The organism is Chthonobacter rhizosphaerae (assembly GCF_013839525.1).
GTDB lineage: Bacteria > Pseudomonadota > Alphaproteobacteria > Rhizobiales > Pleomorphomonadaceae > Chthonobacter > Chthonobacter rhizosphaerae.
The window spans coordinates 576,950-595,256 of the sequence record NZ_JACDIS010000001.1; the positions used below are offsets into that span (position 1 = coordinate 576,950).

Here is an 18,307-nt window from a genome sequence, read left to right on the forward strand (position 1 = left end):
GTGACACTCGTCTCGGTCAGTGGAGGTTCGGAGAGGGGCCGACCCCCTTCTCGTCGATGACGCGGCCGGTCGCGAACCGGTCGAGGCGATAGGCCGCCGCGGCCGGATGGGGCGTCCCGCGGGCGAGAAGGTGGGCGAAGCAGAAGCCCGACGCCGGCGTCGCCTTGAAGCCGCCGTAGCACCAGCCGCCGTTCAGGTAGAGGCCGTCCACGGGCGTCTCGTCGATGATGGGCGAGCCGTCCATGCTCATGTCCATGATGCCGCCCCAGCTGCGCAGGATGCGGAGCCGGCCGATCATCGGCATTAGCGCCATGGCGTTCTCGGTCACGTCCGCGAAGGTGGAGAGGCTGCCGCGCTGGGCATAGGACGGGAACGGGTCGAGGTCGCCGCCGAAGACGAGGCCGCCCTTGTCCGACTGGCTGATGTAGAAGTGCCCGGCCCCGAAGGTGATCACCGTGTCGATCAGCGGCTTGACGCCCTCCGACACGAAGGCCTGCAGCACGTGGCTCTCGATCGGCAGGCGCAGGCCCGCCAGGGCGGCCACCTTGGAGGAATTGCCGGCGACCGCCATGCCGACGGTCTTCGCGCCGATCGGCCCGCGGGTCGTCTCCACCCCGACCACGCGGCCGTCGTCCATCCGGAAGCCGGTGACCTCGCAGTTCTCGATGATGTCGACCCCGCGCGCGTCCGCGCCGCGGGCATAGCCCCACACCACCGCATCGTGCCGGGCGGTGCCGCCGCGCCGGTGGAGGAGGCCACCCTGGATCGGAAAGCGGGCGTTGTCGAAGTCGAGGTAGGGAGCGATCGCCCGCACCCCGTCGCGGTCCAGGAGTTCCGCGTCCACCCCGTGGAGCCGCATGGCGTTGCCGCGCCGCACGTAGGCGTCGCGCTGGCCGTCCGAGTGGTAGAGGTTCAGCACGCCGCGCTGGCTCACCATGGCGTTGTAGTTGAAGTCCTGCTCCAGGCCCTCCCAGAGCTTCATGGAGAACTCGTAGAAGGGAATGTTGCCGGGCAGCATGTAGTTGGACCGGATGATGGTCGTGTTCCGGCCGACGTTGCCCGAGCCGACCCAGCCCTTCTCCAGGACGGCCACGTTGGTGACGCCGAACTCCTTGGCGAGATAGTAGGCGGTCGCCAGCCCATGCCCGCCGCCGCCGATGATGATGACGTCGTAAGCCGGTTTCGGAGACGCCTTGCGCCAGTGCGGTGTCCAGCCGGACTGGCCGGTCAGCGCGTTCCGCAGGACAGAGAAACCAGAGAACCTCATCGAACCACGTTCCTTGCTCGTTGCCCTTCAGGGCGGCGCCGGAAGCCTCCCGGCGCCGCCACGGCCGACTGGTCAGCAGTCGAGCGTGTTGTCGCGCTCCCATTGGGACAGGTGGCGCGTATAGGAGCTCCACTCCTGGTTCTTCATCTTGACGAAGGCCGACACGAAGGAGCTGCCGAGCCCCTCGCGCAGGGCCTCGGACCGGTCCAGGAGCCGGATCGCGTCCAGCATGTTGAGCGGCAGCCGCTTGGCGTCGGTCACCGTGTGGCCCTCGGCATACATGTCGATGTCGAGGCGCTGGCCCGGGCTGAGGTTCCGCCGCAGGCCGTCGAGCCCGGCCGCCAGGATGGACGCCTGGAGGAGGTACGGGTTGGCGGCGCCGTCCGCGAGGCGGAACTCGAACCGGCCGCCGTCCGGGATGCGGATCATGTGGGTCCGGTTGTTGCCCGTATAGGTGATCGAGTTCGGCGCCCAGGTGGCGCCCGAGGTGGTCCGCGGCGCGCTGATCCGCTTGTAGGAGTTCACCGTCGGGTTGGTGATGGCGCACATGGCGTCGGCGTGCTCCATCAGGCCGCCGAGGAAGCGGTAGCCCACGTCCGAAACGCCGAGCTCGCCGGCCGGATCGTCGAACACGTTGCGCTCGCCGCGCCAGAGCGACACGTGGCTGTGGCAGCCGGAGCCGGTCTGGTTGAGGAAGGGCTTCGGCATGAAGGTCGCCCGCATGCCGTGCTTCTCGGCGATCGACTTCATCATGTACTTGAAGAAGGAGTGGCGGTCGGCCGTCAGCAGGGCCTCGTCATACTCCCAGTTCATCTCGAACTGGCCGTTCGCGTCCTCGTGGTCGCTCTGGTACGGGTTCCAGCCGAGCTGGAGCATGTAGTCGCAGACCTCGCTGATGATGTCGTAGCGCCGCATCAGCGCCTGCTGGTCGTAGCAGGACTTGGTCTGCCCGTCGGCCTGGTCGAAGCAGCCGCTGCCGTCCGGCTTCAGGAGGAAGAACTCGCACTCCACGCCGGCCTTCATGGTGTAGCCGCTCTCGGCGGCGGACCGGATCGTCCGCTTCAGCACCGTGCGCGGGCACTGCTCCACCGGCCGCTCGTCCATCCACAGGTCGGCCGCGAGCCAGCCCACCTCCGGCTTCCACGGCAGCTGGATGAGGCTGGCCGGATCCGGGCGCGCGAACAGGTCCGGCATGGCCGGGGTCATGTCGAGCCAGGTCGCGAAGCCGGCGAAGCCCGCGCCGGTCACGGCCATCTTGTCGATGGCCTGCGCCGGCACGAGCTTCGCCCGCATCACGCCGAGAAGATCCGTGTAGGCGATGAGGAAGTATTTGATGCCGCGCGCTCGCGCGATTTCGGAAAGCCTCTCAGACATGTCGGTTCCCTTTGTTCCCCAGTGGCCGAAGGCGGGGCGCTTGTCCTTCTTGGTCTTGGGCGCTGCTCCGGTTTGGATCGTGCCGCCGTCCGGGGCGGCCAACGCGATGGCCCGCCGGTCGGAGCGACCGGCGGGCCTTGGATTCAGAAGGAGCCCTGACCGGGGATCCAGTTGGTGCCGGCGAGCGGTACCCCGGCCATCGCGGCCGCCTCGATGGAGAGCGCCACCAGGTCCTCCGGCTCCAGGTTGTGCACGTGGCTCTTGCCGGCGGCGCGGGCGATGGTCTGGCACTCCAGCGTCATCACGGCCAGGTAGTTGGCGAGCCGGCGGCCCGCGAGCTCCGGATCGAGCCGCTTGGCGAGGTCCGGGTCCTGGGTGGTGATGCCCGCCGGGTCGCGGCCCTCGTGCCAGTCGTCATAGGCGCCGGCCGTGGTGCCGAGCTTCTGGTACTCGGCCTCCCAGCGCGGATCGTTGTCGCCGAGCGCGATCAGGGCCGCAGTGCCGATCGCCACCGCGTCGGCCCCGAGCGCCAGGGCCTTGGCCATGTCGGCGCCGGAGCGGATGCCGCCGGAGACGATCAGCTGCACCTTCCGGTGCATGCCGAGGTCCTGGAGGGCCTTCACGGCCGGCCGGATGGCGGCGAGGATCGGGATGCCCACGTGCTCGATGAACACGTCCTGGGTGGCGGCGGTGCCGCCCTGCATGCCGTCGAGCACCACCACGTCCGCGCCGGCCTTCACGGCGAGCGCCGTGTCGTAGTAGGGCCGCGACGCGCCGACCTTCACGTAGATCGGCTTCTCCCAGTCGGTGATCTCCCGCAGCTCCTCGATCTTGATCTCCAGGTCGTCCGGGCCGGTCCAGTCCGGGTGCCGGCAGGCGGAGCGCTGGTCGATGCCTTCCGGCAGGCAGCGCATCTTGGCGACGCGCGGGCTGATCTTCTGGCCGAGCAGCATGCCGCCGCCGCCGGGCTTGGCGCCCTGGCCGACCACCACCTCGATGGCGTCGGCGCGGCGCAGGTCGTCCGGGTTCATGCCGTAGCGCGACGGCAGGTACTGGTAGACGAGCGTCTTGGACTGGCCGCGCTCCTCCGGCGTCATGCCGCCGTCGCCGGTGGTCGTGGAGGTGCCGATCATCGAGGCGCCCCGGCCGAGCGCCTCCTTGGCCTGGGCGGAGAGCGCCCCGAAGCTCATGCCAGCGATGGTGACGGGCGTCTTCAGGTGGATCGGCTTCTTGGCGTACCGGGTGCCGAGGACCACGTCCGTCCCGCACTTCTCGCGGTAGCCCTCCAGGGGGTACCGGCTGATCGAGGCGCCGAGGAACAGGAGATCGTCGAAGTGCGGCAGCTTGCGCTTGGTGCCGCCGCCGCGGATGTCGTAGATGCCGGTGGCGGCCGCGCGCCGGATCTCCGCCATGGTGGCGGGATCGAAGGTCGCCGACAGGCGCGGCACGGTCTGGGGAGGACGAGAGTGTTCGTTCACGGTGAACCCCTGATCAATAGGCCGAAGCGTTGTCGACGTGGAAGTTGTAGAGGGTGCGGGCCGAGCCGTAGCGCTTGAACTCGCCGACATCGACCTCGCCGGCGACGCCCGCCTCCTTCAGCTTGGCGTAGAGTTCGGCGCGATGCTGGTCCTTCATGGGCTTCTCGATGCAGTCCGCCCCGAGGCTCTTCACCGTGCCGCGCACGAACAGCCGGGCCTCGTAGATGGAGTCCCCGAGCGCGTCGCCGGCGTCGCCGAACACCACGAGGCTGCCCGCCTGGGCCATGAAGGCCGACATGGGGCCGATGGAGCCCTTCACCACGATGTCGATGCCCTTCATCGAGATGCCGCAGCGGCCCGACGTGTTGCCGTCCACCACCAGAAGGCCGCCCTGGCCGGTCGCGCCGGCCGCCTGGCTGGCGTCGCCCTTCACGTAGACTCGCCCGCTCATCATGTTCTCCGCCACGCCGATTCCGACATTGCCGTGGACGATGACCGTGGCGCGCTTGTTCATGCCGGCGCAGTAGTAGCCCGCGTCGCCGTCCACCTCGACGGTCACGTCGGCGTCGAGGCCGCAGGCGAGCGCGTGGGCGCCGCGCGGGTTGAGGATGCGCCAGTGCGAAAGGTTGGTCCGGTCGCCCAGCCTGTGCAGGCTCTGGTTCAGCTCCCGCAGGCTGACGGTCGCGAGATCGACGGTCTGAGAGGTCGGAATCGTATTCATTCGGCGCGGTCCCAGAAATACACGGTGGCAGGATCGGGTTCGAAGACGCGGGCCTTCTCGATGCCGGGCAGCACGCTGAGGGCGCGGTATTCCGACCCGAAGGCGACATACTGGTCGGTCTCGGCCATCACGGCGGGCTTGCAGCCGATGGCGTCCCTCAGAACCCCGAACCCGGTGTCGGTGCCGACCACGAAGGTGTAGAAGCCGTCGAGGTCGTCGAGAGACGCGCGCAGGGCGTCGTCGAGCTTGTCCCCCTGGCGCAGGCGCCAGGACAGGTAGCCGGCCGCCACTTCCGTGTCGTTCTCCGTGCGGAAGGTGATGCCCTCGCGGATCAGCCGGCGGCGCACCTGGTTGTGGTTCGACAGGGAGCCGTTGTGCACCAGGCACTGGTCCGATCCGGTCGAATAGGGATGGGCGCCGTCGGTGGTGACGGCCGACTCGGTCGCCATGCGGGTGTGGCCGATGCCGTGGGTGCCGCTCATGGACGCCAGCCCGAAGGCCTTCGCGACGTCCGCCGGCAGTCCGACCTCCTTGTAGACCTCCATCCGGCTGCCGATGGAGGCGACCGTGGCGTCCGGCGCGATCCGGCCGAGCGCCGTCAGGCCGTCCTCCAGCCGGTCCGCCGGCAGGCTCAGCACCACGTGCGACCCGCGGACCGTGGAGGACACCGGCTCGCCGAGGGCTTCCGAAAGCCCGCTGACCACCGCGTCGGCGCTGGCGCCGGCCGCGAGGCGGACCGTCACCTTGGTGGTGTCGGCGGACCCGGCGCCATAGACCGCGAAGCCGGCGCTGTCCGGGCCGCGATCGGTCATCACTTCGAGCATGGCCGCGAGGTGCTTGCCGAGTTCGGGCTCGAGAGCCGGATCCTTAATGAATATGCCCACAATTCCGCACATCGAGGTCACCTCTGTGGCCAAGGAGTTTCTTTGAACGAAACTAGTGTGCGCAGTAGGAAAACACAAGCGGATTTTTTGCCCGCCGAGGATAGAGTTTTCTCACGGCGAAACTCACCCGTCCAGGTCAATGCTTAGGCAGCCCACCCTGGCGGTTGACCGACCGGGCGGCAGTGCCGGGGCCGGACGGGCGACGCGGCAACGGCCCGGCACAGATCCGCCCCAAATCGACCCGATCGTGACAGTCGGGGCGTTGTTTCAGCCCCGGCCAGCCAGGTATCTGACGAGATCGGGAGGCGGCGTCATGGCCAGAAACGCGACGGACCGAGCCCGCCGACGGAGCGCTCGAGCGTGGCGGACGGCGCCCTTTGCGGTCGCCGCGGGGCTCCTGCTCCTCCCGCTCGCGGCCATGCGGGTCACCGACGAGGTCGCCTGGGACGGAGCCGATTTCGCCGTCTTCGGCGCCATGCTGCTCGCGGCCTGCGGCGCGGTCGAGCTCGCGACGCGCGCGACCGCCAGCCTCGCCTACCGTGGCGCGGTCGGCATCGCGGCCGTGGCGGCCTTCCTGCTCGTCTGGATCAATCTGGCGGTCGGCGTCATCGGGTCGGAGGACGATCCCGCCAACCAAATGTTCGCCGGCGTGCTCGCCGTCGCGCTCCTCGGCGCTCTGGTGGCGCGGTTCCGGCCACGCGGGATGGCGCGCGCCCTCGCGGCGACGGCGCTCGCGCAAGGGCTGGTCGGCGCCTTGGCGGTTGCTGCCGGGCTCGGCACCGAGGGAGCGAACTGGCGGGTCCCATCCTGGGGCTCACCGGCGTCTTCACCGCGCTGTGGCTCACGTCGGCGGCGCTGTTCCGGAAGGCGGCAAAGGCCGAGGCGTCCTCAGGTCCACGCCCCTGAGGCCGGGCGGACCCCGCCCGCCGGCGAGGCATCCCGACGAGATCCGGACGGCGCGGCCGGCCTGATCCGGCGACCGGCCGGCGGCAACCCGTCAGGCCCATCCGCCGTTGCCGTTTTGTCGCTGCCGCAAACCGCTCCGAGAGACCGCCGATGCGCCGAGCCACCGCCGTCCTCCTGATCGTCGCCGTCGCCGCCGGTTTCCCGCCCCTTCCGGCGGCGGGCGCCGACGAGGGCCCGCTGGTCGTCCGCCCGGAGGCCGTCACGGCGATCCCGAACGCGGCCCCGGCCGTGAAGGCGCGCAGCCTCGTGCCGATCCATTCCTCGCTCCTGTTCGGCAGCAAGGGCCGGAAGATCGACTTCTCGGCCGTCCTCAACGTCCACAACGCGGACCACCGGCAGATCCTCGTCGTCGACCGGATCGAGTACCGGGACAGTTCGGGCGCCGTCATCGAGGCGTTCGAGGGTTTTCCGATCGCCTTGAAGCCCTACGCGTCGCTTCAGATCCTCATCAAGCAGAACGACACGCGCGGCGACGTCGGCTCCAGCCTGACCGTCGACTGGTCCTCGACGGCCACGATCGATGAGCCGCTGGTGGAGGCGGCCCTGATCTCCACCTCCGGCGTGCAGGGCTTCAGCCTGGTGTCGCAGGCCCGCCGGGTGTCGAGGCCCGACTGACGGCGGGATCCGCGCCCGCCCGACCGACCGTCGCGCCCCGAACCGACCGGGCGCGGGAACCATATGCCGGCCGAGGGGGTACTCCGGCTGGCGCACGACGATGCGAGGCCTTGAGGAGCAGGACATGCGGAATTTCGATCCCGGCTACGTGGAATGGCTTCTGGAGCGGTCCATGCTGGACCATGCCCGCAAGCTCACGAAGCGGTACGTCGGCCAGGGTCGCTTCTGGAACAACCCCTACGCGGAGGCCCGTCCGAGAGCCGCGTCCGCCATCGCGTCCGTCTGGTTCACCGCCTATCCGGCGTCGCTGATCACCCGCGACGGGGAGACCGTGCTGCAGACCCTCGGCGACCCGTCCCTCTGGCGCTGCCTGTCGGCGGTCGGCGTCCAGGGCGTCCACACCGGTCCCATGAAGCTCGCCGGCGGCTACCGGGGCACCACCTACACGCCCACCGTCGACGGCAACTTCGACCGGATCAGCTTCGACATCGACCCGGCCTTCGGCACCGAGGAGGAATTCGTGGCCATGAGCCGGACGGCCGCGGCCCACAACGCCATCATCATCGACGACATCATCCCGGCGCACACCGGCAAGGGCGCCGACTTCCGCCTGGCCGAGATCGCCTATGGCGACTATCCCGGCCTCTACCACATGATCGAGATCCGCGAGGAGGACTGGCCCCTCCTGCCCGAGGTCGCCGAGGGCCGCCACGCGGTCAACCTGCCGCCCGCCGTCGTCGACCAGCTGAAGGACAAGGGCTACATCGTCGGCCAGCTCCGCCGGGTCATCTTCTTCGAGCCGGGCATCAAGGAGACGGACTGGAGCGCCACCGACGTGGTGGTCGGGGTCGACGGCGTCGCGCGGCGCTGGGTCTACCTGCACTACTTCAAGGAGGGCCAGCCCTCGCTCAACTGGCTCGACCCGTCCTTCGCCGCCCCGCAGATGATCATCGGCGACGCCATGCATTCCATCGACGTGCTCGGCGCGCGCGGCCTGCGCCTCGACGCCAACGGCTTCCTCGGCGTGGAGCGCCAGCCCGCGGGCCCGGCCTGGTCGGAGGGGCATCCGCTCTCGGTGGTCGGCAACCAGCTCATCGGCGGCATGGTCCGAAAGGCCGGCGCCTTCTCGTTCCAGGAGCTCAACCTGACGGTCGACGACATCGCCGCCATGTCGAAGGGCGGCGCCGACCTCTCCTACGACTTCATCACCCGCCCGGCCTATCACCACGCGATCCTGACCCGGGACACCGAGTTCCTGCGGCTCATGCTCCGGACCGTGCTCGACTACGGCATCGACCCGGCCTCGCTCATCCACGCCATGCAGAACCACGACGAGCTCACGCTCGAGCTCGTCCATTTCTGGACGCTCCACGCCAACGACACCTACAGCCTCGGCGGCAAGAACTGGCCGGGCCATCTGCTGCGCGACCACATCCGCACCGAGATGTACGAGCGCCTCACCGGCGAGAACGCGCCCTACAACCTGCGCTTCGTCACCAACGGCGTCTCCTGCACGACCGCGAGCGTGATCACCGCCGCCCTCGGCATCCGCGACCTCGACGCCATCGGCGAGGCGGAGAGCCGCCTCATCCGGCGCGTCCACCTGCTTCTGGCCATGTTCAACGCCTTCCAGCCGGGCGTCTTCGCCGTCTCCGGCTGGGATCTCGTCGGCGCGCTGCCGCTGCCGGCCGACGCGGTCCGGGACATGATGGCGGACGGCGACACCCGCTGGATCGAGCGCGGCGCCTACGACCTCGGCAACGTGGACCCGGAGGCGACCCACTCGCGCGCCGGCCTGCCCAAGGCGCGCATGCTCTACGGCCCCCTCCCCGTCCAGCTCCAGGACCCGGACTCGTTCGCCAGCCAGCTGAAGCGCCTGCTCGCCGTGCGGCAGGCCTACGGCATCCACGCCAGCCGGCAGGTCGCCATCCCGGACGTCGCCAACCCGTCCGTCCTCCTGATGGTCCATGACCTGCCGGACGGCCGCGGCCTCCAGGTGACCGCGCTCAATTTCGGGCCGGACCCGGTGGAGGAAACCGTGTCCGTCCCCGGCGTCCAGCCCGGCCCGGTGGTCGACATGGTGGAGGAGACGATCGTCGGCGACGTCTCCCCGGCCGGCGACTTCGCGCTCCGGCTGGAGGGCTTCGAGGGCAAGTCGCTCAGGATCGTCAGCGCCATCCCCCAGACCTGACCGCACGGGAAAACCCGACCCGAAGACCGGACCGGAAGACCCGACCCGGCCGGCGCAGCCCGCGGACCGCCGCGGCCGGGGCACCGGCCCGCTGTCCGCTTCCGGGCCGGCCCGCGTCACGGGAAGGCGCGGACCGTCATGTCGAGCCCGAGCAGCATCAGGCAGACCAGGAACCAGCGGCGGAACGTCCCGGGGCTGATCCGCCGCCGGATCAGCTGCCCGGCGGCCATGCCGGCGAGCGCCGGGGCGACCGCCAGCGCCGACAGCGCCAGGTCGGCCGGCCGGACCGCGTCGTGGGCCGCAAGGCCCGCGCCGAGCGCCAGGGTGGAAAGCGTGAAGGAGAGCCCCAGGGCCTGGACGAGATCGTCCTTCTCCAAGTCGAGGGCCTGCAGGTAGGGCACGGCGGGCATCACGAAGACGCCCGTCCCGCCCGTCACGACGCCGGTCGCGAACCCGACCGCCGGGGACAGCCACCGCTCGTGGCGCGGCGGCACCCTCGGCTGACGGGCGGCGAGCGTGTAGACCGCGTAGAGGACCAGCGCCGCCCCAAGGCCGGCGGTGGTCAGCCGCGCGTCCCCGCGCGCCAGAACGGCGGACCCGGCGAGGGTGCCGACGACGATCGCCGCCATCATCGGCCAGAGCCTGACCGCCAGCGGGCGGAGCCGCGGCCCGGCCGCGAGCTGCCAGACATTGGTGACGAAGGATGGCACGAGCAGCAGGGCCGCGGCGGCGAGTGGCGACAGCACCGAGCCGAGCACCCCCATGGCCACCGTGGGCAGGCCCATGCCGGTAACGCCCTTCACCAGGCCGGCGACGAGGAAGGTCGCCGCGACCACGGCCACCGTGATGGTCTCTGACGCGACATCCGCCATCGGCGCCTCCGGGATCGTGCGGCCGCAGGGCGGCACCATAGAACGGGCGGCCGCATGGCCGACGCGGGCCCAGCGCCATCGCCGCCTGGCGACCGCCGTCGCCGAACCTCCGCGCCGGTCAGGCCTTCGGCCGCCGTCGCCGAGCCGCCGCGCCGGTCAGGCCGTCGGCCGGCGCGGGCTCGCCGCGGGCCGGACCGGCCCCGCGCCGGCCGCCGGGTCCGCGAGGCTGACCTTGAAGAGGGCCGCCACCAGGTCCGACTGGGTCACGATCCCGGCGATCCGTCCGTCCGCGTCGACCACCGGCACATGGTGCAGCCCCCGGTCGGCCATGGCGGGCACGAGCCGGGCCACCGGCGTGTCCGGGGTCGCCGTCGTGACGTCCGCCGTCATGATCTCGCGCACCCGGGTGATCGGGTCCCGCTCCAGCCGGACCACCGTCTGGGCGAGCCGCCGCAGGCCGGTCCGCAGGCCGTGGCGCGGGTCCCAGTCGGAACAGCGCATGAAGTCGGTCTGGGTGAGGATCCCGACCAGCGTCCGGTCCGGGGCGACCACCGGCAGCGCCTTGATCCGGTGGCGCCGCAGAAGCGCCCAGGCGTCCCTCAGCAGCGCGTCCGGCGCCACCGTCGCCACGTCCTTCGACATGATGTGGCGGCAGGTGATCGCCTGGTGACGCCGGCCGTGCGCCTCCATCTCGGCTTCCAGGAACAGGGCGGAGAGGTCGCTCCGGTCCACGTCGAGGAGTTCGTCGTGCCGGCTGAGGACCGCGTCCAGATCCTCGGTCCGCACGCCCAGCCTGTGCGTCGGCGCCGCGTCCGCCGTCCGGTGCGGGTTCGGGGCGGGCGTCGCCGCCACGTGCGGATAGGTGCGGCCGCTCAGCCGGTTGTAGGCCACCGCCGCCAGGAGGAGCGTCAGCGACGCCGGCACCACGGGCCAGAGCACGAAGCCGAAGCCCGCGTCCGTGATCGTGTCACCCCCGAGCACCGCCGTCAGCGCAATGGCGCCGCTCGGCGGGTGGAGGCAGCGCAGGAGGAACATCGCGCCGATCGCCGCCGACGCGGCGAGGGACGCCGCCATCGTGGCGTCCGGGATCCAGCGGGCGCACCCGACCCCGATGGCGGCCGAGATCAGGTTGCCGCCGAGGATCGACCAGGGCTGGGCGAGCGGGCTCGCCGGCAGGGCGAACAGCAGGACGGCCGACGCCCCCATGGGCGGGATGAGGGCCGACAGGCCGTGGGTCTCCGATCCGAGGAGCGCGCTCATCAGCCCGACCGCCGCCAAGCCGAGCAGGGCGCCGACGCAGCCGCGGATCTGCTCGGCCCGGCTGACGGGCGGCATGGCGGGTACGAACCGGGAGAGCTTCGTCCAAACTGCAGGCATTCTGCTTCCTTGCGGGGCAGCGGATCAGCCACAATTCTGTGCGTTATGCATAAAAGGCGGGCAGCTCTGGTTGTAAGGGCAGTCGTCCCCCGACGGAAGACGTGAAAAGTGCGCGTCGAGGCTCGCGCGCGGAAACTTTTTGCCGCGGGCGCGGCCGGGCGCGTTGCCGCAACCGCGGCCGGCCGCGGACGCCCGGCGCGCGAGGACGGGGACGCTTGGCGAACCGGGGAAAGAACGGGTCAGCCGAAGGCGTAGTAGAGGCCCGCACCGCCGCCGACCACCAGGACCGCGATCGCGATGGCGATCAGCGCGCCGTCGCGGACCGTCAGGCCGAGCGCGATGAAGCTGACCACGGCGGCGCCGATCGTGTTGGAGAACGGGATCGCCTCCAGGGGCGGCATGGTGATGCCGATGATCGCGCAGACCGCCGCCATGATCCGCGAATAGGGCGCGGCGGCCAGCCATTCCATCCGGGGGTGGATGATCCGGTCCGTGAACCGGGCGACCGGGCGCAGGAAGCGCATGACCTTGCCGAGCCTCTTCTGCGAGACCGGCTTCCTCAGCAGCGCCTGCGGCAGCCAGACGTGCTTGCGGCCGAACAGCATCTGAACGGCCACGAGCGCGATGAGGATGCCCATCACGCTGTCGAAGCCCACGAAGGCCGACAGCGGCGAGATGATCAGCAGCGCGGGCAGCAGCAGCAGCGGCCCGTAGCTCGCCTGGCCGAGCGCCTTGAGAAGGTCGGCGAGCGAAACCTCGCCCCGGTCGGCGGCAAGCTCGTCCACCTCGTCGAGGAGCGGCCCGAGCCCCTCGAAGGTCTCGCCGGCTTCCCCGTTCGTCTCCGGCCGATCCGCCACCGACGATCTGGACATCCCGATCTCCAATCCTGCCGTTCCGTCCGCCCCGAGAGCCCCACCGGCGGCCATCGGCCCCACCGGCGGCCATCGGCCGCGCCGGCGGCCATCGGCCGCGCCGGCGGCCCCAGCGCCGCCGGTCCGACGGCGACCGCCCCCGGTTCAGCAACCGAAACCGAGCCGGCCCGGTTCCCGCCGGCTCACTCGGCCAGGAGCAGCGCCGCATAGGCGAGCGCGCCGAGGCCGAAGGGCACGAACCGGCTCTGCCGCTCCTCGGGCAGTTCCTCCTTGAGGACGTTCAGGACCACGCCTCCCGCCAGGAAGGCGAACAGCACTCCGACCACCCACTCGGGCACGTCCGTCGCGATGCCGAGCGCCCACCCGGCCACCACCGCGGCGGCGAGCACGAAGCGCGCCGTGTGGTCGTAGGCGCGGCTGTGGTCCTTGCGCAGCCCGTAGTCGTTGCTTGTGAAATGAAGCGCCATGGCGACGAAGTAGGTCGCGAGGGGAAGGAGGCCCTCCTCCTCCCGGTGCACCAGGAGATAGCCGATGAGGGCGTTGTAGAGCGCGAACGAGCCGATGTGGATCCAGAACACCCCCCGGCCGGATCCCGCGTCCGGGCGGTCGCCCTCCACCGGCGTGCGGACCATCCGTTCCAGGCCGTAGAAGGTCAGGAGGCCCAGAAGCGAGACGCAGTAGACCGCCATCTCGGCGCGCCCGGTGCCGAAAGCCTCCCGGATCGTCTCCTGGTGGGAGGCGAGTTCGGGCAGGACGTGCAGGAAGATGTAGGACGCCGCCGCGCCGCCCGCCGCCGACAGCCACTGGCTCCGCGGCACCACGTCGATGAAGCGCGCAAGCCCGATGAGGAGATGGATGGCGGCGAAAGCCAGAGCCATGATGCCGGTGACGATCTCGATCAAGCGGCGGCTCCGTTCCCGGGGTGGCGTCACCTGTCGAACAGCCGAGCGCCGGAACAGTTCGCCGATTGGCGCGGACCGCGGCGGCCCGGCCGTACGCCGCCTTGGCGCGGCCCCTTCTTCACCGTCTCCGACCTTGACGACGCCGCGTCTCAGCCCAAGGCTGAGCTTGAAGGCCCGGCTCGCGCGGACCGCGGCGCCGTTGAGACCCGGCGATGGATTGGAGGAGGAGAGACATGACGAGGAGACCATTCGCCGCCGTGCTGCTCGCGATCGGGGCGACCGTGGGCGCCGCCGGCTCCGGTGCCGCCGCCGGGGAGAAGCCCATGTCCGGCGCGCGGATCAAGGCGGTCATCGACGACCACGGCCGGATCGCGCTTGGCGGCCCCGGCGAGGGCTACAGCGGGATGCTGGTCTTCAACAAGGACGGCACCGCCGCCGGCAAGGTGACGCCGGACGGCGGGTCCGCCATCACCATCAAGGGGACCTGGACGATCAAAAAGAACCAGTTCTGCCGCACCTGGACCGAGATCGATCCCGGCAAGGAGGTCTGCGAGGACTGGGTCCCGTCCGGCTCCCGCCAGGCGGAGGTCATGGTCAAAGGCAAGCGGTCCGGCCTGAACAGCTGGTAGCGGCCCCTGCGAGCCGCTCCGCCGGGCCGGAATCGCCGCCCTTTCGTCAGCGCCGGCCGGCGACGCTGGCGAGCGCCCGCTCCACGCCGCGCAGCTCCGCGAGCCCCTTCAGCCGGCCGATCGCCGGATAGCCCGGCTGCGCCCCGCGCGCGAGGTCGTCCAGGATGTCCTGTCCGTGGTCGGGCCGCATGGGCAGCACCGCGTCCCGACGGCCCTCGGCGCGCCGGCGCGCCTCCTCGTCGAGGAGAGCCCCGATCACCGCCACCATGTCGGTGTCGCCGGCCAGGTGCTCGTCCTCGTGGAAGGAGCAGGGCACGCCCGCCGTCTCCCGGCGCACGTTCCGCAGGTGCACGAAGTGGATCCGCGGGCCGAGCCGCCGCGCCATCCCGGGCAGGTCGTTGTCGGGCCGGGCGCCGAGCGAGCCGGTGCAGAGGGTGACGCCGTTCGCCGGGCTCGGCACCGCGTCGAGGATCGCCCGGTAGTCGGCCTCCGTGGACAGGATCCGCGGCAGGCCCATCAGCGGGAACGGCGGATCGTCCGGATGGCAGCAGAGCCGGAGGCCGAGGCTTTCCGCCACCGGCGCCACCGCCTCCAGGAAGCCGATCAGGTTGGCGCGCAGGCGCTCCGCGTCGATCTCGGCGTAGCGGGCGAGCTCTCCCCGGAGCCGGTCGAGCCCCACCTCCGCCTCGCCGGGCAGGCCGGCGTTGACGGCGGCGGAGAGCCGGCTCCGGTCCGCGTCGCTCATGGTCGCGTTCCGGTCGTCCGCCGCCCGGGCGACCGACGGCTCGTAGTCGTCCCGGGCGCCCGCCCGCCCGAGCACGTGGATGTCGAACACCGCGAAGTCCACGAGGTCGAACCGCATGGTGGTGCCGCCGTGGGCCACGCGCCAGGTCACGTCCGTGCGGGTCCAGTCCAGGACCGGCATGAAGTTGTAGCAGACCACCTCGATGCCCGCCGCCGCCAGGTGATGGAGCGAGGTCGTCCAGGCCTCCACGTGGCGGCGCCAGTCGCCGGTCCGGGTCTTGATCGCCTCGGAGACCGGCAGGCTCTCCACCACCTCCCAGGCGAGGCCGCTCGGCGCCTCGGAGGGCAGCGTCGCCACCTCGCGCTGCCGCCGGGCGATCTCCTCCGGCGTCCAGACCTCGCCGGCCGGAACGTGGTGGAGCGCGGACACGATGCCCTCCGCGCCCGCCTGCCGGGCGTCGGCGATCGTCACCTTGTCCACCGGGCCGAACCAGCGCCACGTGTGTCTCATGTCAACCTCGATATGTTTATCGGCGCGGCCGGCAGCGGTCAGCCGAAGGCCATGTTGGGCAGCCAGAGCACCACGCCCGGCAGGAAGAGCAGCGCCACGATCAGCGCCACGACGGCGGCGATGAACGGGATCGACTCGATGCTGTATTCCTCGATGCTCACGTCCATCAGCGAGCAGACGGCGAACATGGCCGCGCCGCTCGGCCAGGTCATGCCGCCGAGGGTCACGATGCTCATCATCAGGATGCCGAAGTGCACCGGGTCCATGCCGACCGTCTTGATGATCGGCACGAAGATCGGCGTCAGCAGGAGCACCATCACGGTGCTGTCGAGCGCGAGGCCGGCGAGGAGCAGGAAGACCAGGATCACCATCACGATGAGGGACGGGCTGGAGAGCCCTTCCAGCATCCAGGACGCCATGGACTGGGGCACCTGCAGGTAGATGGTCGCGAAGCCGATCATGCCGCTCATCAGGATGATCAGCATGATGAGGCCGACGTCCGTGGACGCCTGCACGAACGCGTGCCAGACCTGCGGCGGGGTCAGCTGCCGGTGGGCCAGGAAGCCGACCGCGAGGGCGTAGACCACCGCGAAGGCGCCCACCTCCGACGGGGTGAACACGCCGCCTCGGATGGCCAGCACCAGGGCGACCGGGAAGAACAGGGCCCACTTGGCGTCGAGACAGGCCCGGGCGAGTTCGCCCACGGTCGGCCGGGTGGCGCTCGCCACCACGTAGCCGCGCCGGCGGGAGATCACGTACACGGTCAGCATCAGCACCAGCATCATCAGGATGCCCGGGATGATGCCGGCCAGAAACAGCCGCCCGATCGAGACGTTGCCCACGTAGCCGTAGAGGATGAGGCCGATCGACGGCGGGATGGTCGCCGTGATCAGCGAGCCGACCGCGATCGCCGCCGCCGAGAAGGCCCTGCCGTAGCCCTTGGCGACCATGGTGGGGCCGAGAATGCGCGCCTCCATGGCGGCGTCCGCCACCGCGGAGCCGGACACGCCGCCCATCAGGGTGGAAAGCACGATCGCCACCTGGGCGAGCCCGCCGGACATCCACCCGACCGCCACCAGCGACACCTTGAGCAGGCGGTCGGTGATGCCGCTCTCGTTCATCAGGTGGCCGGCGAGCACGAAGAAGGGCACGGCCAGCAGCGGGAAGCTCTGGCTCATGCTGGCGATCTTCTGCACGCCGATGGACATCGGCATGCCCGGCTCGGTGAGGAAGAAGAGAAAGCCCGCGATCCCGGTCGCGAAGGCCACCGGCATGCCGATGGCCATCAGGACCACAAAGACGACGCCCATCAGCATGGTCAGAGCTCCAGAGCCGAGGGCGCTTCGCGGTCGGCCGCGGTGCGCGTGTAGGGAAGGACGCCGGTCGCGCGGCGGCGCCAGGCGTCCAGCATGTTGAAGGCGAGGCTGCAGGCGATGAGCACGCACCCGACCGGCACGGCCACCGTCACCCACGCGTAGGAGAGCGTGCTGTCGCCGAACTGGCGCTCCAGGTTGAGGAGCGTCAGCTTCACGCCCTCCACCGCCAGCACCAGCAGGAAGGCGATCACGAGGCCCGAACAGGCCATCTCGACGGTGAACCGGTTCCGGTCGCTGAGGCGCTTGGCCAGCACCTCCATACCGAGGTGGGCCTTCGCCCGCATGGCCCGCGACCCGCCGAGGAAGCAGAGCCAGATGAAGAGGAGCTGCGCCATGTCCACCGACCACGTCAGCGGATGGCCGAAGAAGCGCATGAGGGCGGCCACGAACACGAGCCCCGTGATGGCGGCGAGCAGCAGGAAGAGGAGCGCCGCCTCCAGCGCGTCCAGTCGCTTGAGCATGTGTGTCTCCGGATCCGGTGACGGGGAGGCGGGCGCCGATGGCCCGCCTCCGCGCGATCAGTTGTTGGCGATCGCCTGCAGCTGGTCGCGCAGGTCTCCGTAGCCGAGCTTTTCGTAGACGCCGGCGGTCGCCTCGCGGAAGGCCGCCGTGTCGGCTTCGCTCACGGTCATCCCGGCGTCGGTCAGCTCCGTCTCGATCCGGGCGAGCGCGTCCCTCGTGCCGTAGGAGGCGGTGTCGCCGGCCTTCAGGGCTTCCTCGCGCAGGATGGTCTGGAGCTCGGCCGGCAGGCCGTCGAACCAGGGCGCGCTCGTCACGATGCCGGTGATCAGGTTGATGTGGGCGGTCTTCGTCAGGTGCTTGGTCACCTCGAACAGCTTGGCGCCCTGCCCGGCCGGCAGCTGGGCCTCCACCGCGTCGATCACCTTCTGCTCCAGGCCCGAATAGACCTCCGAGAAGGGCATCGGCGTCGGCGTCGCTCCCATGGCGCTCACGGTCTCCACCCAGACCGGCGCGCCGGGCGTGCGCATGCGCACGCCGCTGAGGTCGGCGGGGGTCTTGACCGGCACGTTGGTCCACAGGTGCCGCTCGCCCTGCCACCAGTTGAACGACAGGATCTGGTGGCCGGAGCTGTCGTGCAGCTTCTTCACCCACTCCTCGAACAGCGGGGAGGTGACGATCTTCCGGATGCCCTCGTAGCCGGAGGCCAGATAGGGCGCGCCGAGGACGCCGAACTCCTTCTGGAACACCGCGAGCCGTCCGCCGTCCACAACCACCGCCACCGGCGCGCCGGCGCGGGCCTGCTCCAGCACGTCCTCGTCCGCGCCGAGCTGCGAGTTCGGGAACAGCTTGACCTCGAGCGCCCCGTTGGACCGCTCGGCGACCGCCGATTGAAACGCCTCCAGGCCCTTGTAGAGTGGGTCGGCGGTGGTCAGGGCGGTGTTGATGCTGAGCGTGTAGTCGGCGGCATCGGCCGTCTCGGCGCCAAGGAACGCGGTCAGCGCCACGAGCGCCGTCATCATGGTGGTCTTCATCTGGATCCTCCCGAAAGGCGCTGTCCTTTCCCCCT

Annotated in this window: 17 protein-coding genes; 4 read left to right on the plus strand and 13 right to left on the minus strand. The window is 70.6% G+C overall.

The features are described from left to right. Positions 1-16 precede the first annotated feature (16 nt). From HND91_RS02610 to HND91_RS02630, 5 genes are all read right to left on the minus strand, one after another. Positions 17-1,267: a sarcosine oxidase subunit beta family protein gene (locus HND91_RS02610; RefSeq protein ID WP_181704948.1), complete on the minus strand. Its 1,251-nt coding sequence runs from the start codon at positions 1,265-1,267 to the stop codon at positions 17-19. 72 nt (positions 1,268-1,339) lie between these two features. Then, entirely contained in the window at positions 1,340-2,641 is a 1,302-nt protein-coding gene (gene glnT / locus HND91_RS02615) for a type III glutamate--ammonia ligase (RefSeq protein WP_181704949.1), read from the minus strand. 143 nt (positions 2,642-2,784) lie between these two features. After that, positions 2,785-4,053, minus strand: a complete 1,269-nt coding sequence (locus HND91_RS02620; RefSeq protein ID WP_246329286.1) for an FMN-binding glutamate synthase family protein — start codon at positions 4,051-4,053, stop codon at positions 2,785-2,787. Between the two features lie 79 nt (positions 4,054-4,132). Then, the gene (locus tag HND91_RS02625; protein ID WP_181704951.1) at positions 4,133-4,840 is read right to left on the minus strand and encodes a protein glxC; all 708 of its coding nucleotides are present in this window, start codon (positions 4,838-4,840) and stop codon (positions 4,133-4,135) included. Continuing rightward, on the minus strand, positions 4,837-5,736 hold the full coding sequence (locus tag HND91_RS02630) for a class II glutamine amidotransferase (protein WP_181704952.1): 900 nt from the start codon (positions 5,734-5,736) through the stop codon (positions 4,837-4,839). The genes HND91_RS02625 and HND91_RS02630 overlap by 4 nt, the downstream gene beginning before the upstream one ends. Before the next feature lie 406 nt (positions 5,737-6,142). Between HND91_RS02630 and HND91_RS02635 the strand changes: the two genes are divergently transcribed. The 3 genes from HND91_RS02635 to treS all read left to right on the plus strand — a co-directional run bounded on the left by HND91_RS02635 (position 6,143) and on the right by treS (position 9,496). Then, the gene (locus tag HND91_RS02635) at positions 6,143-6,808 is read left to right on the plus strand and encodes a hypothetical protein (protein ID WP_246329246.1); all 666 of its coding nucleotides are present in this window, start codon (positions 6,143-6,145) and stop codon (positions 6,806-6,808) included. Further along, positions 6,781-7,305 (plus strand): DUF3124 domain-containing protein, encoded by a 525-nt coding sequence (locus tag HND91_RS02640; protein ID WP_181704953.1) that lies wholly within the window; start codon positions 6,781-6,783, stop codon positions 7,303-7,305. The genes HND91_RS02635 and HND91_RS02640 overlap by 28 nt, the downstream gene beginning before the upstream one ends. 124 nt (positions 7,306-7,429) lie before the next feature. Further along, a complete protein-coding gene (gene treS / locus HND91_RS02645) occupies positions 7,430-9,496 on the plus strand; it encodes a maltose alpha-D-glucosyltransferase (RefSeq protein ID WP_181704954.1) in 2,067 nt (688 codons plus the stop codon). 116 nt (positions 9,497-9,612) lie between these two features. Here treS and HND91_RS02650 read toward each other — a convergent pair whose 3' ends face one another. From HND91_RS02650 to HND91_RS02665, 4 genes are all read right to left on the minus strand, one after another. Continuing rightward, a complete protein-coding gene (locus HND91_RS02650) occupies positions 9,613-10,368 on the minus strand; it encodes a sulfite exporter TauE/SafE family protein (RefSeq protein WP_181704955.1) in 756 nt (251 codons plus the stop codon). 156 nt (positions 10,369-10,524) lie between these two features. Further along, positions 10,525-11,745, minus strand: a complete 1,221-nt coding sequence (locus HND91_RS02655) for an HPP family protein (RefSeq protein ID WP_181704956.1) — start codon at positions 11,743-11,745, stop codon at positions 10,525-10,527. Positions 11,746-11,984: 239 nt separating this feature from the next. After that, complete coding sequence (locus HND91_RS02660) at positions 11,985-12,617, minus strand: exopolysaccharide biosynthesis protein (protein ID WP_181704957.1); 633 nt, start codon at positions 12,615-12,617, stop codon at positions 11,985-11,987. 182 nt (positions 12,618-12,799) lie between these two features. Next, positions 12,800-13,519, minus strand: a complete 720-nt coding sequence (locus HND91_RS02665) for a hypothetical protein (protein WP_210272536.1) — start codon at positions 13,517-13,519, stop codon at positions 12,800-12,802. Between the two features lie 233 nt (positions 13,520-13,752). On the opposite strand from HND91_RS02665, the gene HND91_RS02670 reads away from it, so the two are divergent. Further along, on the plus strand, positions 13,753-14,148 hold the full coding sequence (locus tag HND91_RS02670; RefSeq protein ID WP_181704958.1) for a hypothetical protein: 396 nt from the start codon (positions 13,753-13,755) through the stop codon (positions 14,146-14,148). 46 nt (positions 14,149-14,194) lie between these two features. Here the strand turns inward: HND91_RS02670 and uxuA are convergent, their stop codons facing one another. The 4 genes from uxuA to HND91_RS02690 are packed head-to-tail and all read right to left on the minus strand — an operon-like array spanning position 14,195 to position 18,272. Then, positions 14,195-15,403, minus strand: a complete 1,209-nt coding sequence (gene uxuA / locus HND91_RS02675) for a mannonate dehydratase (RefSeq protein ID WP_181704959.1) — start codon at positions 15,401-15,403, stop codon at positions 14,195-14,197. 38 nt (positions 15,404-15,441) lie between these two features. Next, positions 15,442-16,719 carry a TRAP transporter large permease gene (locus tag HND91_RS02680; RefSeq protein WP_181704960.1) on the minus strand — a complete coding sequence of 426 codons (1,278 nt, stop codon included), beginning with the start codon at positions 16,717-16,719 and terminating at the stop codon, positions 15,442-15,444. A 2-nt stretch (positions 16,720-16,721) separates the two neighbouring features. Continuing rightward, on the minus strand, positions 16,722-17,240 hold the full coding sequence (locus tag HND91_RS02685; protein WP_181704961.1) for a TRAP transporter small permease: 519 nt from the start codon (positions 17,238-17,240) through the stop codon (positions 16,722-16,724). Positions 17,241-17,297: 57 nt separating this feature from the next. Further along, positions 17,298-18,272 carry a C4-dicarboxylate TRAP transporter substrate-binding protein gene (locus HND91_RS02690; protein WP_181704962.1) on the minus strand — a complete coding sequence of 325 codons (975 nt, stop codon included), beginning with the start codon at positions 18,270-18,272 and terminating at the stop codon, positions 17,298-17,300. Positions 18,273-18,307: the final 35 nt, after the last annotated feature.

Bases quoted from the DNA above. Each gene is read 5' to 3' on its own strand.
- HND91_RS02640 (WP_181704953.1), top strand. From the start codon at position 6,781: ATGCGCCGAGCCACCGCCGTCCTCCTGATCGTCGCCGTCGCCGCCGGT.
- HND91_RS02650 (WP_181704955.1), bottom strand. From the start codon at position 10,368: ATGGCGGATGTCGCGTCAGAGACCATCACGGTGGCCGTGGTCGCGGCG.
- HND91_RS02670 (WP_181704958.1), top strand. From the start codon at position 13,753: ATGACGAGGAGACCATTCGCCGCCGTGCTGCTCGCGATCGGGGCGACC.
- HND91_RS02625 (WP_181704951.1), bottom strand. From the start codon at position 4,840: ATGAATACGATTCCGACCTCTCAGACCGTCGATCTCGCGACCGTCAGC.
- HND91_RS02690 (WP_181704962.1), bottom strand. From the start codon at position 18,272: ATGAAGACCACCATGATGACGGCGCTCGTGGCGCTGACCGCGTTCCTT.
- glnT (WP_181704949.1), bottom strand. From the start codon at position 2,641: ATGTCTGAGAGGCTTTCCGAAATCGCGCGAGCGCGCGGCATCAAATAC.
- HND91_RS02620 (WP_246329286.1), bottom strand. From the start codon at position 4,053: ATGGCGGAGATCCGGCGCGCGGCCGCCACCGGCATCTACGACATCCGC.
- HND91_RS02610 (WP_181704948.1), bottom strand. From the start codon at position 1,267: ATGAGGTTCTCTGGTTTCTCTGTCCTGCGGAACGCGCTGACCGGCCAG.
- HND91_RS02635 (WP_246329246.1), top strand. From the start codon at position 6,143: ATGCGGGTCACCGACGAGGTCGCCTGGGACGGAGCCGATTTCGCCGTC.
- treS (WP_181704954.1), top strand. From the start codon at position 7,430: ATGCGGAATTTCGATCCCGGCTACGTGGAATGGCTTCTGGAGCGGTCC.
- HND91_RS02630 (WP_181704952.1), bottom strand. From the start codon at position 5,736: ATGTGCGGAATTGTGGGCATATTCATTAAGGATCCGGCTCTCGAGCCC.
- HND91_RS02655 (WP_181704956.1), bottom strand. From the start codon at position 11,745: ATGCCTGCAGTTTGGACGAAGCTCTCCCGGTTCGTACCCGCCATGCCG.
- uxuA (WP_181704959.1), bottom strand. From the start codon at position 15,403: ATGAGACACACGTGGCGCTGGTTCGGCCCGGTGGACAAGGTGACGATC.
- HND91_RS02680 (WP_181704960.1), bottom strand. From the start codon at position 16,719: ATGCTGATGGGCGTCGTCTTTGTGGTCCTGATGGCCATCGGCATGCCG.
- HND91_RS02660 (WP_181704957.1), bottom strand. From the start codon at position 12,617: ATGTCCAGATCGTCGGTGGCGGATCGGCCGGAGACGAACGGGGAAGCC.
- HND91_RS02685 (WP_181704961.1), bottom strand. From the start codon at position 17,240: ATGCTCAAGCGACTGGACGCGCTGGAGGCGGCGCTCCTCTTCCTGCTG.